This window comes from Nonomuraea sp. ATR24 (assembly GCF_041950485.1).
In the GTDB taxonomy this organism is placed as follows: domain Bacteria; phylum Actinomycetota; class Actinomycetes; order Streptosporangiales; family Streptosporangiaceae; genus Nonomuraea; species Nonomuraea ceibae.
In genome coordinates, this window is the sequence record NZ_JBGNUU010000017.1 from 151,523 (window position 1) to 166,010 (window position 14,488).

Below are 14,488 nucleotides of genomic sequence, written 5' to 3' on the forward strand. Positions count from 1 at the left end.
AACTTATCAATCGATTGATGGAGATAACAGGGCGCTGAATCCGGCCCTGTCCTGTTAGCGTTATCGGCAAGGGGGTGAGCGGCCATGGCCGGGAAGTCCGACGAACGCAGCCCGCGCACCAGGCCGGCGGTGCTGGGGGACGTCGCCGCACTGGCGGGGGTCTCGGCGATGACGGTCTCCCGGGTGCTCAACAAGCCCGACCGCGTGCGCGCCGAGACGCGCGAGCGCGTCCTCGCCGCCGTGCGCGAGCTCGACTACTGGCCCAACTCGGCCGCGCGCCAGCTCGTCACCGGCCGCTCCGGCGTGCTCGGCGTGGTCAGCATCGACACCACCCTGTACGGCCCGGCGTCCACGCTCTACTGCATCGAGCAGACCGCCAGGCTCAGCGGCTACAGCGTGAGCATCGCCAGTCTGAGCCTGCTGAGCCGGCACTCCATCGAGGAGGCCGTGCACCGGCTGCGCTCCCAGTCGGTCGACGGCGTCGTCATCCTCGCCCCGCACGAGTCGGCCGCCGACGGCCTGCGCCACCTGCCGCCCGACCTGCCCGTGGTGGCGGTCGACGCGGGGGAGGACATCCCGGTCCCGGTGGTCACCGTCGACCAGCGGGCCGGCGCCGAGCACGTCACCCGCCACCTGCTCGACCTCGGCCACGAGAGCGTGTGGCACCTGGGCGGGCCGGTCGACTGGCTCGACGCCAACTACCGGATCGACGGCTGGCGGGCGGTGCTGGAGGACCACGACCGGCCGGTGCACGAGCCGCTGCGCGGCGACTGGTCCCCGCGCTCCGGCTACGAGCTGGGCAGGCGGCTGGCCGCCGACCCGGCGGTGACCGCCGTGTTCGTGGGCAACGACCAGATGGCGCTCGGCATGCTGCGCGCCCTGCGCGAGGCCGGCCGCCGGGTGCCCGAGGACGTGAGCGTCGTGGGCTTCGACGACGTGCCCGAGTCGGCCTACTACTCGCCCCCGCTCACCACCGTGCGCCAGGATTTCGGCGAGGTCGGCAGGCACGCCTTCCACCTGCTGCTGGACCGCATGGCGGGCAAGGGCGAAGGGGCGCGGCGGCTGGTCGAGCCGCAGCTCGTGGTCCGCGAGAGCACCGCGCCCCCGCCCCGCTAGGCCAGGTGGATCACGTTCCACGACACCGGCGGCAGCAGCACCCGCATCGGGTCGTGCTCGACGTCCGGGTTGGCGCGGGGGGCGATCCGGTCAGGGTCGTCGGCGGTGTTGCGCGCGTACACGTCGTCGTCGGTCAGCGTGGTCGCGGCCGTGATGCGGGCGCCGCCCAGCGCGCGGGCGTCGAGCTCCAGCGAGAGCGGCGCGTCCGTCGAGCGGTTGACCGCGAACACCGTCACGCCCGCGTCGGAGCGGGTGGCCACCGCGTGCAGCAGCGGCACCTCGCCGTACTCGGCGGTCTCGTAGCTCGGTGAGACCGGCTCGACGCGCAGCACGTCGCCGGCCGCGTGCCGCGACGCCTGGGCGAACGGGTGGAAGGTGGTCTGCCGCCAGGCCCGGCCGCCCGGCTCGGTCATGATCGGCGCGATCACGTTGACGAGCTGGGCCAGCGAGGCGGCCGTCACCCGGTCGCTGTTGCGCAGCAGCGTGATCAGCAGCCCGCCGAAGGCCACCGCGTCGGCCAGGTGGTAGTGGTCCTCCAGCAGCGGCGGCGCCACCGGCCAGTCGGCGGGCGGCTCGGCGGCCTGGAAGCGCGACATGTACCAGATGTTCCACTCGTCAAAGGAGATGTCGATGCGCTTGCGGGACTTGAGCCGGGCCCCGACGTGGTCGGCGGTGGCGACGACCGAGCGGATGAAGTACTCCATGTCGGTCGAGCAGGCCAGGAAGCTGCCCAGGTCGCCGTTCTTCTCCTCGTAGTAGGCGTGGCAGGAGACGTAGTCGACCACGTCGTACGTCTCCTCCAGCACGGTCGCCTCCCACGCGCCGAACGTGGGCATCCCCGAGCCGGAGCTGCCGCAGGCGACGAGCTCCAGGTCGCGGTCCAGCACGCGCATGGCGCGGCCGGTCTCGGCGGCGAGCCTGCCGTACTCGCGGGCGGTCTTGTGCCCGGTCTGCCAGGGGCCGTCCATCTCGTTGCCCAGGCACCACATGCGGATGTCGTGGGGCTCCTTGGCGCCGTTGGCGACGCGCAGGTCCGACAGGGCGGTGCCGGACGGGTGGTTGCAGTATTCGAGCAGGTCGAGCGCCTCGGCGATGCCGCGCGTGCCGAGGTTGACGGCCATCATCGGCTCGACGCCGGCCTTGCGGCACCAGCGCATGAACTCGTCGACGCCGACCTCGTTCGTCTCGGTGCTGTGCCAGGCCAGGTCGAGCCGGCGCGGGCGCCGGGACTTGGGGCCGATGCCGTCCTCCCAGCGGTAGCCGGAGACGAAGTTGCCGCCGGGGTAGCGGACGGTGGTGACGCCCAGCTCGCGGGTCAGGTCGAGGACGTCGCGCCGGAACCCGTCGTCGTCGGCGCGGGGGTGGCCGGGCTCGTAGATGCCCTCGTAGACGCATCGGCCCAGGTGCTCGACGAAGGCGCCGAAGGTGCGGCGGCGCACGGGGGCCACCCGGAACGCGGGGTCGATCGTCAGGTGTGCCGTCTGCACGTGGCTGCTCCTCAATACCGGGTCCCCCGATTGTTAGCGTTATCAGCAGTGGGGGTCAAGGGTGCGGAAAGCGGTTGCAGGGACGCCCTGACGGCGTCGTTCCTTACACGGGCCTGGCCGGACAGTAGCGAAGTTGTCACTTCCCCGGGACAGCCGGGGGTTCAACCTGGCAACCTCCTGTGTTCGTACAGGTTGGGGACGGCACCCTCCGCCCGGTTGAGGAAAGGGATGACATGCTGCGATCCGCTCCGCAGAGCCGAATCCAGTACGCATGGCCGCTGCCCGGCGACGCCTTGGCCGTGCGCCACGCCCGCACCACCATCCGGGACCTGCTGACCGGGCTCGGCCTGCCCGCCGGCCTCGTCGACGACGCGGTGCTGATGACCAGCGAGCTGGTCACCAACGCCCTGCTGTACGGCGACGCGCCGTACGAGCTGGCCGTGAACGCCGGGCGGAAGGAGATCGTCTGCGTGGTGGTCGACAGCGGCAGGCCGCTGCCCGCCCAGCGCCCGCCTGACCTGGACGCCGAGCGGGGGCGCGGCCTGCACATCGTGGCGGCGCTGTCCGACGGCTTCTACGGCTGCCATCCGCAGCGCTACGTCACGAGCCCCGACCGGACGGGCAAGGCCACCTGGTTCGCCCTGCCCCGCGGTTGACCGCCGCGCGCGTCAGGCGTCGCCGACGAGCAGCCGGTGCCGCACGTCCGCGTACTCCTCGTAGCTGATGCGGCCGTCGCCGTCGGCGTCGGCCTCCTGGAAGGCCGCCGCCAGGCCGTCGGCGGGACGGCTCCACAGCGCCCTGAACTCCTCGGCCGCCAGGGCGCCGTCGCCGTCGCGGTCGGCCAGCTCGAACGTGGCCCGGAACATCGGCGCGAGCACCTGCGACATCGTGCCGCTGCGCACCATCGACTCGAAGGACCGGACGTACTCGTCCAGCGTGATCTGCTCGTCGTGGTCGAGGTCCATGGCCCTGGCGTGCGACGCCCAGGTGGCCGCGTACGCCTCGACGACGGACCGGCCCTGGGGGCTGTCGGGGGCGACGCCGGCCGCGGTGCATCGGCGCTCGGCCAGCGCCACGTAGTCGTCCCTGGTCAGGGCGCCGTCGCCATCGGTGTCGAGATCCTTGAAGTTACGCTCGGCACACCTGCGGAGCACATTTCCGTCGTTCACCGCGACTCCTCTCGAAGAGTGATTGATTCACTACTCACAGTAACCGATACTTGATCAGCTCCCCCCGAAACGCCGACGATGGGGGAGAACATGAGGCTGTTCGTTGGGATCGGAATCGTCGTGGCGCTCGGCCTGGCCGGCGGCCTGACGGCCGAGGTCACCGCCCCGGCCCCGGCCCGTGCCGACCACGGCCCGCTGCGCTGGACCGACGAGTGGACCGGGGTGAAGATCAGGCCGCGGCGGCCCCGGCAGGACAGCGACGTGCGGGTGCTGGTCCGCTGCCCGTTCGAGGCCAACCGGGCCATCGTGGCGACCAAGCCGTTCAACCCGCCGGGCTCCTTCAAGTTCCGCCGCGAGCTCGGCATCGGCATCGACGACGGGCGCGGCTTCGACACCGAGACGATCGCGTTCGACGCGCTGCGCGGGCCGCGCCGGGTCACGCTGAAGTGCCTCAAGGTCACGATGTACGAGCATCCGCGCCGCCGGAAGGTCGAGGTGCTCAGCCGCTCGCACACGCACATCTTCGTGCGCAGGTTCAAGAAGGGGCGCTTCTAGCCTGTAGGGGTCATTCGTTCACCTGTCGTCTCGCCTGTGGTGTGTCGGCGTTCCTCGGTGTTTGATCACCGTATGAGAGGTTTCGCCTTCCCAGCCCCCGAACGGCCCAGGAACGACGAAAAGGCACACCGGATGACCCCCGCCTCCCGAAGACAACTCCTCTCCTACGCCGCCGGGCTCGCCGGGCTCGCCGGGCTCGCCGCCCTGAGCCAGGCGCCCAGCGGCTGGACCGACTCCGCGCCCGCGCTGCCCGCCAACCCGTTCACGCTCGGCGTCGCCTCCGGCGACCCGCGCCCGGACAGCGTGGTGCTGTGGACCAGGCTGGCCCCCGAGCCGCTGGCCGACGACGGCTTCGGCGGCATGCCGCGCGAGCGGGTGCCGGTCCGCTGGGAGCTCGCCGAGGACGACGGCATGCGCCGGGTGATCCGCAAGGGCACCGCCACCGCCCACCCCGACCTCGCCCACTCCGTGCACGTCGAGGTGAACGGGCTGCGGCCGGGCCGCGAATACTGGTACCGGTTCGCCGTCGGCGGCGACACCAGCGCCGTCGGCCGCACCAAGACCGCGCCCGACCCGCGCAGCGCCCCCGAGATCCGCTTCGCCTTCGCCTCCTGCCAGCAGTGGGAGGCCGGCTTCTACACCGCCTACAAGGACCTGGCGGCCCAGGACCTCGACCTGGTCGGCCACATGGGCGACTACATCTACGAGTACGGCATCGGCGCCACCGGCGGCCAGCGCAGAACGCCGCTGTCGGCCGCGCACAACGCCGCCGTGATGACGCTCTCGCAGTATCGGCTGCGTTACGCGCTCACCAACTCCGACCCCGACCTCCAGGCCGCCCGCGCGGTCGCGCCCTGGTTCTTCATGGTCGACGACCACGACGTCGAGGACAACTGGGGCGCCGACCTGTCGCCCACCCGCATGGTGCCGGAGAACTTCCTGCGCCGCCGCGCCGCCGCCTTCCGCGCCTACTTCGAGAACCAGCCGGTGCGCCCCTCGACCCTGCCCGAGGGCCCCGACATGTCGCTGCACCACCGCCTCCGCTACGGCCGGCTGGCCACCTTCCACATCCTCGACGAGCGGCAGTTCCGCAGCCCCGCCAACATCACCCAGCGCCTCGACCCGAACCGCACCATGCTCGGCCACGAGCAGGAACGCTGGCTCGCCGACGGCCTGGCCTCCTCCCGCAGCACCTGGAACCTCATCGCCAACCAGGTCCAGATGTTCCAGCTCGACCGGCTCACCGACCCCGGGCTCCAGCAGCTCAACCCCGACACCTGGGACGGCTACGCCGCCGGCCGCGACCGCCTCTGGGCCGAGATCGCCCGCCGCCGCGTCTCCAACCCGGTGGTCATCACCGGCGACGCGCACGTCAACTGCGCCGCCGAGCTCAAGGCCGACTGGGCGAACCCCGACTCCGCGACCGTCGGCGTCGAGTTCATGGGCACCTCCATCAGCTCCGGAGGCAACGGCGCCGACATGACCGCCGGAGGCCAGGAGTGGCTGGCCGCCAACCCGCACCTGAAGTTCTTCAACAGCCAGCGCGGATACGTGCGCTGCACCCTGTCCCGCGACCTCCTGCGGACGGACTTCGTGGTCGTCGACCGGGTCACCACGCCCGGCGGCGGCGCCTCGGTCCGCAGGTCGTTCGCCGTCGAGTCCGGCCGCCCGGCCCTCCAGGACGTGTGAGGCCCCGATGAGACACCTACGGATCGCCGCCGCGACCGCCCTCGCCCTCGGCGCCCTCGCCGTCCCCGCCACCGGCGCCCCGCGCCTGCCCGCCACCCCCGCCGGCCAGGTGCTGGTCGTCCAGGCCGGCCTTCAGGACTCGGTACGGCCCGCCGACGCCCGCGACACCCGGGACCTCGACACCTTCGCCCGCCGCCTGGCCGGGAAGGTCCCCGCCGCGCCCGACGCCCTGGTGCTCACCGAGGTGCTCGGCCCCGGCGCCCGCCGCCTGGCCACCAAGCTCAGCCAGGCCACCGGCTACCGCTACCGCGTCATGGCCGCCGGGGAGCGCACGGCCTTCCTGCCGGACGGCGCCGTCCGCGAGAACGCCGTCATCCTCAACACCGACACCATGCTCGCCGAACAGCCCGGCGGCTTCCACCGCGTCCAGGACGAGGACCAGGCGTACGTGGCCGCCGCCCGGCGCGACGGGACGCTGCGGGTGCCACTGCTCGCCGCCCACCCCGGCGGCGACCCGGCCACCGCCGTGCCCCAGCTCGCCGACCGCTTCCCGCGCGCCCGAGACCAGGTCACGGTGCTCGGCGGCGACTTCCGGGCGGGCCGCTGCGCCACGCCGAGCAAGGACCAGGCGGCCGGCTGCGCGCCCCAGGCGTTCTGGTCGAGCCTGACCGGGCCCGGGGCGTACAGTGACGCGCTCTTCGACAAGGGGGACGCGCACGCGCGGCCGCTCACCGGCTACCTGTTCGCCCGAGGCGACGTGCTGGCGGCGGGCTACGACCGCGACCTGCCGGACGTGGCCGCCTGCAAGGCGGCCTTCGACGCCGGGCGCTCCGGGACCGCGCCGCCCGCGTGCCGGTCCGACTACTACGCCGACGCGCCGTTCAGCTGGGCGCTGCTCGCGGCCGGGCGGGACGTCCAGCAGGCGGTGACGCCCGCCCGCATCGCGCTCGACCACTGCGAGCTGGCCGTCCGCGTCGCCGACGTGGTGGTGCGGGCCGTCAACAACACCGGCGAGCCGGTGTCGCTGCCCGTCACCGTCGACGCCCCGGCGCCGCTCGCGGCCACCGCCCCGGCGGCGCTCGACGTGCCCGCCGGGCAGGGCGGCGGCGTCGTGGTCAAGGTCACCGCGCCCCGCGACACGCCGCCCGGCGAGCACCGGCTGACGGTCCGGGCCGGCTCCGAGACCACCGAGGTGCCCGTCACCGTCACCGAGACCTGCTCCGAGCCCGCCGTGTACGCCACCAGCTTCCACGCGGGCAACGGGCCCGAGCTGGCCGTGGACGGCGACATCGCGACGTTCTGGCACTCGGAGTATCAGCCGCTCACCCCGCTGCCGCAGTCGATCACGCTCAACCTGGGCGAGACCAGGCAGGTGAGCGCGCTGGACTACCAGCCGCGCTTCGACGGCAACCTGAACGGCACCATCCTCGACTACCACGTCTACGTCAGCGCCGACGGCAGGGAGTTCACCAAGGTCGCGAGCGGGTCGTGGGCGCTGGACGCCCGGCTCAAGACGGCCGCCTTCCCCGCCGTGACCGCCCGTTACGTACGGCTGGAAGGGACGCGCGGGCACAACGGCCAGTACCTGTCGGCGGCGGAGATCACGCCCCGATAGCTGCGAATAGTTCGCAATTGCTAGATTGGTGCGAGCTATGCGGCAGGGCGGACCCGTCCGCCCTGCCGCGCCGTACCACTCTGGAAGGTCCTCGCATGCGCTACTGGCTCGCCGGTCTGCTGCTCCTGGCGACGGGCTGCGCGGCGGCGCCCGCCCCGCAACCCCAAGCCGCCGGCAAGCACGTCACCATCGAGAACTGCGGACGCACCCTCACCTTCGACAAACCGCCGAGCAAGGTCGTCACCGGCTACCACCCCGCCCTGGAGACGCTGCTCGCCCTCGGGCTCCAGGACAAGGTCGCCGCCCGCACCAACTTCACCGAGCTCGGCCCCGACGGCTTCCTGCCCGGCCAGAAGCAGCACTACGACGCCATCCCCGAGATCTCCAGCACGATCATGCTGCCGCAGAAGGAGATCATGCTGTCGCAGGGCGCCGACTTCGTCCTCGACAACAGCATGGCCAGCTTCGACGCCGCCGGCGGCTACGCCACCGTCGAGGAGCTCGACGCCGCCGGCGCACCCGTCTACATCATGGGCGGCTGGTGCAGCCCGCAGGAGCAGCTCGAGTTCACCGTCGAGGACACGCTCACCGACCTGCGCAACCTCGGCAAGATCTTCGGCGTCGAGGAGCGGGCCGAAGCCGTCGTCGCCGACCTCCAGGCCCGGCTCGACGACGTCCGCGACCGGGTCAAGGACCTGCCGCCCAAGCGCGTGCTCGCCACCGACGGCGGCGAGGGCCCGGTCAACGCCTTCGGCGGCGCCGGCATCATGAACCAGCTCATCACCCTGGCCGGCGGCGTCAACGTCCTCGCCGACGTCAAGGCCGACTACACCGAGGTCAGCGTCGAGAAGGTCGCCACCTCCGACCCCGAGGCGCTGCTCGTCCTCGACTACGCCAACCTGCGCGGCGAGAACATGCCCGCCGCCAAGGCCAAGGCCGACCTCGCGTACGGCATGACCAAGGGCAGCCCGCTCGCCGCGAAGAAGGAGTTCCTGCCCGTCCCCGCCGCCGCCGCGCACCCCGGCTACCGCAACGTCCTGGCCGTCTTCGACATCGCCCGGCACCTGCACCCCGAGGCGTTCAAGGAGTGAGCACCGAGGCGTTGACCGCCGTCCCGCCCACCGGGCGGCGGCGTACCGGATTCTCCCTGCTCGTCCTCGGCCTCGTCGCCGCCATCGTGGTGGCCACACTGCTGTCGGTCGGCATCGGCGCCGTCCCCGTCGGCGTGGCCGAATGCTGGGGAATCATCGTGAACCGGCTGATCCCCGGCACCGTCGAGCAGACGTGGACCGCCGCCCAGGAACAGATCGTCTGGACCTACCGGCTCCCGCGCGCCCTCCTCGCCCTGCTCGTCGGCGCCGGGCTCGCCGTCGTCGGCGCCGTCCTCCAGGCCGTCGTGCGCAACCCGCTCGCCGACCCGTTCCTGCTCGGCGTCTCCTCCGGCGCCTCCTTCGGCGCCGTCGTCGTGCTCATCGCCGGGCCCACCGTGCTCGGCGGCCTCTCACTGCCGACCGCCGCCTTCCTCGGCGCGCTGCTCGCCCTCGCCCTCGTGTACGCGCTGGCCCAGCGCAGCGGCCGCCTCACCCCCGCCCGGCTCGTGCTGGCCGGAGTCGCGCTCGCCTACCTGTTCCAGGCGCTCTACAGCTTCGTCCTCCAGCAGGCCCAGAGCGGACGCGCCGCCCAGCAGGTGCTCTTCTGGCTCATGGGCAGCCTCGGCGGCGCCCGCTGGGAGAACCTGCCCCTCCCCGCCGCCGTCATGATCATCGGCCTCGGCCTGCTCCTCGTGCAGCACCGCGGCCTCAACGCGCTCACCGCCGGCGAAGAGACCGCCCTCTCCCTCGGCATCCCCGTACACCTCTTCAGAGCCCAGCTCTTCGTCATCACCTCACTGCTCGTCGGCGTCATGGTCGCCGCCACCGGCGCCATCGCGTTCGTCGGCCTCATCGTGCCGCACGTCGCCCGCATGCTCGTCGGCGCCGACCACCGGCGCATGCTCCCGGTCACCGCCCTGCTCGGCGCCGTCTTCCTCCAGCTCGTCGACCTCGCCGCCCGCACCATCAGCGCACCCCAGGAACTCGCCCTCAGCATCGTCACCGCCGTACTCGGCGTGCCGTTCTTCCTCTGGCTGCTGCGGAGGCGCGCATGAAACTCACCGTCTCCGGCGTCCGCGTCGCCCTCGACGGCCGCCCCATCGTCCAAGGCGCCGACCTCGAAGTAGGCGAACGCGAACTCGTCGGCCTCATCGGCCCCAACGGCTGCGGCAAATCCACCCTCCTGCGATCCGTCTACCGCGCCCTGCGCCCCACCGCCGGCCTCATCGCCGTCGACGGCGACGAACTCACCCGCCTCCCCTCCCGCGAAGCCGCCCGCCGCGTCGCCGTCGTCCCCCAGGAAACCCCCGACGACCTCGACTTCACCGTCTCCGAAGTCGTCCACATGGGCCGAACCCCACACAAACGCGCCCTCGACCGCACCACCCGCGACGACGACCGCATCTGCGCCGACGCCCTCGCCCGCACCGGCATGGCCCACGCCGCCGACCGGCGCTACGCCGTCCTGTCCGGCGGCGAGAAACAGCGCGTCCTCATCGCCCGCGCCCTCGCCCAGCGCAGCGGGCTGCTCCTCCTCGACGAGCCCACCTCACACCTCGACATCCGGCACCAGCTCGAAGTCCTCCACCTCGTACGCGAACTCGACGTCAGCACCCTGGCCGTGCTCCACGACCTCAACCAGGCGGCGGCGTACTGCGACCGGCTGTACGTGATGTCGGCCGGCCGCATTGTCGCCGGCGGGCCGCCGGGCGAGGTGCTCACGGCGGAGCTCATCGAGGAGGTGTTCGGGGTGCGCGCAGCGCCGGTGCGCATGAACGGCTCCCTCGGCTTCGTCTTCGACCGCCTCCCCTGACGACATGGCCCTCACCGAGGGCGCTTCGCGCCCGACGGGTTCGGGCTGTGTCCAGTGGGGGAGCCGAGCTCCCCCACACCCCCTTGGCAAGGGGCCTCCGGCCCCCTGCACCCCCGAGCGCCGCGCGACCGCCGCATGGCCCACCACCTGGGCGGAGAGCCGATGGCACAGTGCACCGCGACCTTTGAAGCACCGGCGGAGACGGGCGGGCGCGGTCCGGATGGGCTGGGCGCCCCAAGGCTGGGCGCCCCCAAGGCTGCCCGAGGGGCCGGGCGATCGGGATGCCGGTACCGGCTCAGGCGGGGTCGGGGGTGGGGGCGGGGAGGGGGATGGATGCGAGCCGGGGCGGGTTGGCCACGATGGCGATGGCGGTGATGCGGTCGTCGGTGACCGCGAAGGAGATGATCGACAGCGGCGTCCCGTCCTCGCGCCACGAGACGTACCCGGGGAGGCCGTTGACGAGGACCGCCCGGTGGCGGGCGACGGCGCCGGAGAACAGCCGGGCGCCGGAGGCGACGGCGGTGGCGCCGAGGGTGACGACCTCGCCGCCGGGGGTGTCGACCGTCAGCCTCACGTCCGGGTCGAGCACGCGCAGCAGCGCCTCGAAGTCGCCGTCCGTGACGGCCTCGCGGAAGGCCTTGATGACCCGCCGCTGCTCGCGCCGGGCGATCATCGGTCGTTCGGCGGCCCGTACCTTCCTGCGGGCGCGGCTGGCGATCATCTTGGTGGCGTCGGCCGACTTGCCCAGGATCTGTCCGATCTCGGCGAACGGCACCGCGAACAGGTCGTGCAGCACGAACGTCAACCGTTCGCTGGGCCCGAGCACGTCCAGGACGACGAGCAGCGCGAGCCCCACCGAGTCGGCGACCGACACGGTCTCGCCGGGCTCGTCGCCGTCGTCGACGGTGATCACGAGCTCGGACAGCCCGTCCCCGTAGGTCGCCTCGGGGCGCGTCCGGCGGGACCGCAGGACGTCCAGGCTGATCCGGCCGACCACGGTGGTGAGCCAGCCAGGCAGGTTCGCGATGGCCGCCGTGTCCTGGCGGGCCAGCCGCATCCACGCCTCCTGGACCACGTCCTCGGCGTCGGCGTGCGAGCCGAGCACGCGGTACGCGACCGCGCCCAGCCGGTCGCGCTCGGCTTCGAAGGCCGCGGCCAGCAGGTCCGGCCGGCTGGTGTCAGTCATCCTGTGGCGTTCCTCGGGTCGGCTTGCTGGTGGGTCATGGGCGGCGCTGCTGGCGGAGGGAGATCCGGTTGCCGTCCGGGTCCACCGCCTCGATGCGCACGCCGAACGGATAATCCTCCGGCTCGGGCTGGTCGAATGTCACGCCCCGCCGGCGGAACACCTCGAAATCCTTCCTCAGGTCGTCCGATTCGAGGATGAGCAGGCCCGTCTCGGCGTCCGGCTGCTTCTCGACCGGCTGCCCGGCGTGCGGCCAGAGGAGGAGCTGCACCGGGCTGTCGGCCACGGCCACGGTGAGGAAGCGCCCTTCCGGCCCCGGGAAGTCGATGCGCTTCTCCAGGCCGAGCCCTTCGGTGTAGAACTTCAGCGCCCGGTCCTGGTCGGTGACGGGGATCGTCACGTACATGATGTTCGTCAGCATTCCGGTGTCCCATCTCGTCGTCGGCCCGCGTCCGCGGCCGTTGCCCGTATGACGGGGAGGGGCGCCGGAAGGTAACAAGGCGCGGACGGGTCAGTAGGTGATCGCGAAGGAGTCGACCAGTTCCGCGAGGTTGCACGAAGGGCTCCGCTTGGACGGCGGGCAGTCGTCACCGTGGCGTGGCGGCTCGCATGCGCAGCCGCAGTGAGAGATCAGCCTGTCGGCGTGTCGGCACGCGGTCGGGTAGAGCCCCCGCAGGGCTTCCCATCGTTGTGGGGTGAGGCGTTTGTTCTTGCTCAGCCCCCGGAAGGCCTCGGACTGGCGCCCCAGCTTCAGCTTGATCGTCTCAGGGTCCAGGGTCGCGGTGACGGCCTGGAAGTGCAGCAGCCACCAGAGCTCCAGGCAGGGGTGCGAGAAGGCGATGCGGACCCCGTGCCGGGCGGCTTGCTGGAAGAGCCGATCGACACGGTGATCCCCGTCGAAGTCGAACACGCACCACACTCGCGGGCCGGTGTCGGGGTCGCGGAGCTGGTCCTTCTACGGTCTCACCTTCGACGAAGAAGTAGACGGGAACTCGGGAGCGGAAGCGTCCGCCGCCACTGCGCAGGGGGTCCCGGGGGTGGGGCGTGGCATCAGCTTCCGCCCTCGCCTGCTCTTCGCAGCCCGATCCGCCAGGCGAGGTCACCGGGGATGATCGACGGTCTGCCGCCGTAACGGCCCTCGTGGTAGCCGCGGTGAAGGTTCTCGTCCGGGCGCGGCTTCGCCGAGGCCAGGGGGTAGAGCTCAGTCGCCGCCTCGTCCGTCTTCTCGGTGAACCAGACCTGGGTGCGGTCCAGCGGGCGTCCGCCCGGGAGGTTGCCGAACAGCGTGGTGTCGTGCGAGGTGAAGACGAGCTGGGCGTCGGCGGGGTTGGCCTGGGGGTCGTTGAAGAGCCGGATCAGCTCGGCCGAGATGGCCGGATGCAGGCTGGCGTCGAGTTCGTCCACCAGGAGCACGGAGCCACGGCTCAGGCTGAGCAGGACCGGTCCCAGCATCGAGAACCAGGTGCGGGTACCGAGCGATTCGTCGGCGAAGTCCAGCGTCACCCGGTCGGCCCCGGCGCGGTGGACGAATCGGATCTCCGGCGGGTCCGGGTCTCTCGCGATGACGTCGATCCCCTCGATGCCGAGTTCGGCATGCCGGAGCATTTCCTCGACCCAGGGTTTGAGCGGCCCGAGCAACTGCCGTCTCGTGTCGTTCTCCAGGACGGTGCGGTTTCTCTCCGGGGTCAGCAGCGAGAAGTCGTCGGCGAACCACCGTTGCAGGGCGGTGAGCTGCCGCTGGTTGTTGGCGGCGGCGGTGGAGAGGAAGAGGGCGTTGGGCCTGGTGAGTTTCGCCAGCGTGGACTTCGGCCCTTTGAGGTGGTCTCCGGGGAACTCGAAGGGCACGCGGGCCGAAGCGTCCCGGGCGAACCACACCTGACGGGTGTGCCGCCTGCCGCTCGGATACGCGTACAGCCACTCGTGCTCGACCCGCCTGTCGCTCAGCGTGAACCCGTACGTGTAGTGCACGGGAGGGGTGCCGAGGGCCACGTCGACCTCGAAGAACGACGGCTCGGCGGCACAGGACGAATCGAGCGCGAAGGGCTTGCGCGGCACGCCTTCGCCCTTCGCCCATTCGGCGTGCGAATCGAGCACGGCGTCGCGCATGAGCTCCATCGCGCGCAGCACGTTCGACTTGCCTGAGGCGTTGGCGCCGTACACGCCTATGACCGGCTGGGCGCGAACGGGCTTGCCGTCGATCGTCAGGCCGGTGTCACGCGAGGCGGGAGCGCCGGGGTGGGCCGCCACGAACGACAGGACTTGCTCATCGCGCAGGGACAGGACGTTCGCGACACGGAACCTGAGCAGCATCCGACCTCCTCGAAGCTGAGGTTACCCTGCGTAAGAGGCTACCAAGCGGATTTCGTACGAGAACGGCGCTTGGAGGCGGCGAAGTGGGACGTGTAGAGGTCTTCGGCTCCCACCAGGACGATGCCCGGATCGGAGGCGGCGCGGGCCCGGAGTTCGGCGGTGAAGCCCGTGGCGCTGTAGAGCAGGAGGCGGGCGGTCGCGGCGCCGGGCCGGTTCTGGGCGGTGAGCAGGGCGCGGATGCGGGTGAGCCGGTCAAGGTGGCCGAGGCCCATGACGTCGCCCCATTTGACCTCGCCGATGCCGAGCAGGGGTTGCCGGTCGTCCTCGTCGAGGCCGTGGGCGACGACGTCGAGTTCGTGGCTGGTGCGGGCGGAGGGGCTCTGAGCAGGAAGGTCTTGCCCTGACGGCGCCGTGTGCCAGCTCCTCGCAGTTACGATAAGTGCACTTATCATAACTGTAC

Annotated in this window: 14 protein-coding genes and 1 pseudogene; 8 read left to right on the plus strand and 7 right to left on the minus strand. The window is 71.8% G+C overall.

Translation table 11 applies throughout. The features are described from left to right. The first annotated feature begins 84 nt into the window (after positions 1–84). Entirely contained in the window at positions 85–1,116 is a 1,032-nt protein-coding gene (locus ACBI99_RS33500; RefSeq protein WP_357583225.1) for a LacI family DNA-binding transcriptional regulator, read from the plus strand. Here ACBI99_RS33500 and ACBI99_RS33505 read toward each other — a convergent pair. Further along, positions 1,113–2,603 carry an alpha-N-arabinofuranosidase gene (locus ACBI99_RS33505; RefSeq protein WP_375074282.1) on the minus strand — a complete coding sequence of 497 codons (1,491 nt, stop codon included), beginning with the start codon at positions 2,601–2,603 and terminating at the stop codon, positions 1,113–1,115. The two genes, ACBI99_RS33500 and ACBI99_RS33505, sit on opposite strands and share 4 nt — an antisense overlap. A gap of 233 nt (positions 2,604–2,836) precedes the next feature. Here ACBI99_RS33505 and ACBI99_RS33510 point away from each other — a divergent pair, with 233 nt between their 5' ends. Next, the gene (locus ACBI99_RS33510) at positions 2,837–3,259 is read left to right on the plus strand and encodes an ATP-binding protein (RefSeq protein WP_375074283.1); all 423 of its coding nucleotides are present in this window, start codon (positions 2,837–2,839) and stop codon (positions 3,257–3,259) included. Positions 3,260–3,271: 12 nt separating this feature from the next. Here the strand turns inward: ACBI99_RS33510 and ACBI99_RS33515 are convergent, their stop codons facing one another. After that, on the minus strand, positions 3,272–3,772 hold the full coding sequence (locus tag ACBI99_RS33515; protein WP_375074284.1) for an EF-hand domain-containing protein: 501 nt from the start codon (positions 3,770–3,772) through the stop codon (positions 3,272–3,274). Positions 3,773–3,862: 90 nt separating this feature from the next. Here ACBI99_RS33515 and ACBI99_RS33520 point away from each other — a divergent pair, with 90 nt between their 5' ends. The 6 genes from ACBI99_RS33520 (at position 3,863) to ACBI99_RS33545 (ending at position 10,535) form a co-directional block, all read left to right on the plus strand. Then, a complete protein-coding gene (locus tag ACBI99_RS33520) occupies positions 3,863–4,327 on the plus strand; it encodes a hypothetical protein (RefSeq protein ID WP_219509805.1) in 465 nt (154 codons plus the stop codon). A 132-nt stretch (positions 4,328–4,459) separates the two neighbouring features. Beyond that, complete coding sequence (locus ACBI99_RS33525) at positions 4,460–6,016, plus strand: alkaline phosphatase D family protein (protein ID WP_375074285.1); 1,557 nt, start codon at positions 4,460–4,462, stop codon at positions 6,014–6,016. Between the two features lie 7 nt (positions 6,017–6,023). After that, positions 6,024–7,631 carry a discoidin domain-containing protein gene (locus tag ACBI99_RS33530; protein WP_375074286.1) on the plus strand — a complete coding sequence of 536 codons (1,608 nt, stop codon included), beginning with the start codon at positions 6,024–6,026 and terminating at the stop codon, positions 7,629–7,631. A 95-nt stretch (positions 7,632–7,726) separates the two neighbouring features. Continuing rightward, on the plus strand, positions 7,727–8,722 hold the full coding sequence (locus ACBI99_RS33535) for an ABC transporter substrate-binding protein (protein WP_357583237.1): 996 nt from the start codon (positions 7,727–7,729) through the stop codon (positions 8,720–8,722). Beyond that, the gene (locus ACBI99_RS33540) at positions 8,719–9,777 is read left to right on the plus strand and encodes an iron ABC transporter permease (RefSeq protein WP_219509809.1); all 1,059 of its coding nucleotides are present in this window, start codon (positions 8,719–8,721) and stop codon (positions 9,775–9,777) included. Before ACBI99_RS33535 ends, ACBI99_RS33540 begins: the two co-directional genes overlap by 4 nt. Continuing rightward, complete coding sequence (locus ACBI99_RS33545; RefSeq protein ID WP_219509810.1) at positions 9,774–10,535, plus strand: ABC transporter ATP-binding protein; 762 nt, start codon at positions 9,774–9,776, stop codon at positions 10,533–10,535. The genes ACBI99_RS33540 and ACBI99_RS33545 overlap by 4 nt, the downstream gene beginning before the upstream one ends. A gap of 295 nt (positions 10,536–10,830) precedes the next feature. Here the strand turns inward: ACBI99_RS33545 and ACBI99_RS33550 are convergent, their stop codons facing one another. The 5 genes and pseudogenes from ACBI99_RS33550 to ACBI99_RS33570 form a co-directional block, all read right to left on the minus strand. Next, positions 10,831–11,721, minus strand: a complete 891-nt coding sequence (locus ACBI99_RS33550; RefSeq protein ID WP_375074287.1) for a sigma-70 family RNA polymerase sigma factor — start codon at positions 11,719–11,721, stop codon at positions 10,831–10,833. Between the two features lie 34 nt (positions 11,722–11,755). Beyond that, a complete protein-coding gene (locus ACBI99_RS33555; protein WP_375074288.1) occupies positions 11,756–12,139 on the minus strand; it encodes a VOC family protein in 384 nt (127 codons plus the stop codon). A 90-nt stretch (positions 12,140–12,229) separates the two neighbouring features. After that, a pseudogene (locus tag ACBI99_RS33560) lies at positions 12,230–12,646 on the minus strand (RloB family protein); the annotation flags it as partial. 122 nt (positions 12,647–12,768) lie between these two features. Continuing rightward, positions 12,769–14,028, minus strand: coding sequence for an ATP/GTP-binding protein (locus ACBI99_RS33565; RefSeq protein WP_375074289.1), 1,260 nt, complete (start codon positions 14,026–14,028; stop codon positions 12,769–12,771). 38 nt (positions 14,029–14,066) lie between these two features. Further along, complete coding sequence (locus ACBI99_RS33570) at positions 14,067–14,480, minus strand: hypothetical protein (RefSeq protein WP_375074290.1); 414 nt, start codon at positions 14,478–14,480, stop codon at positions 14,067–14,069. Positions 14,481–14,488: the final 8 nt, after the last annotated feature.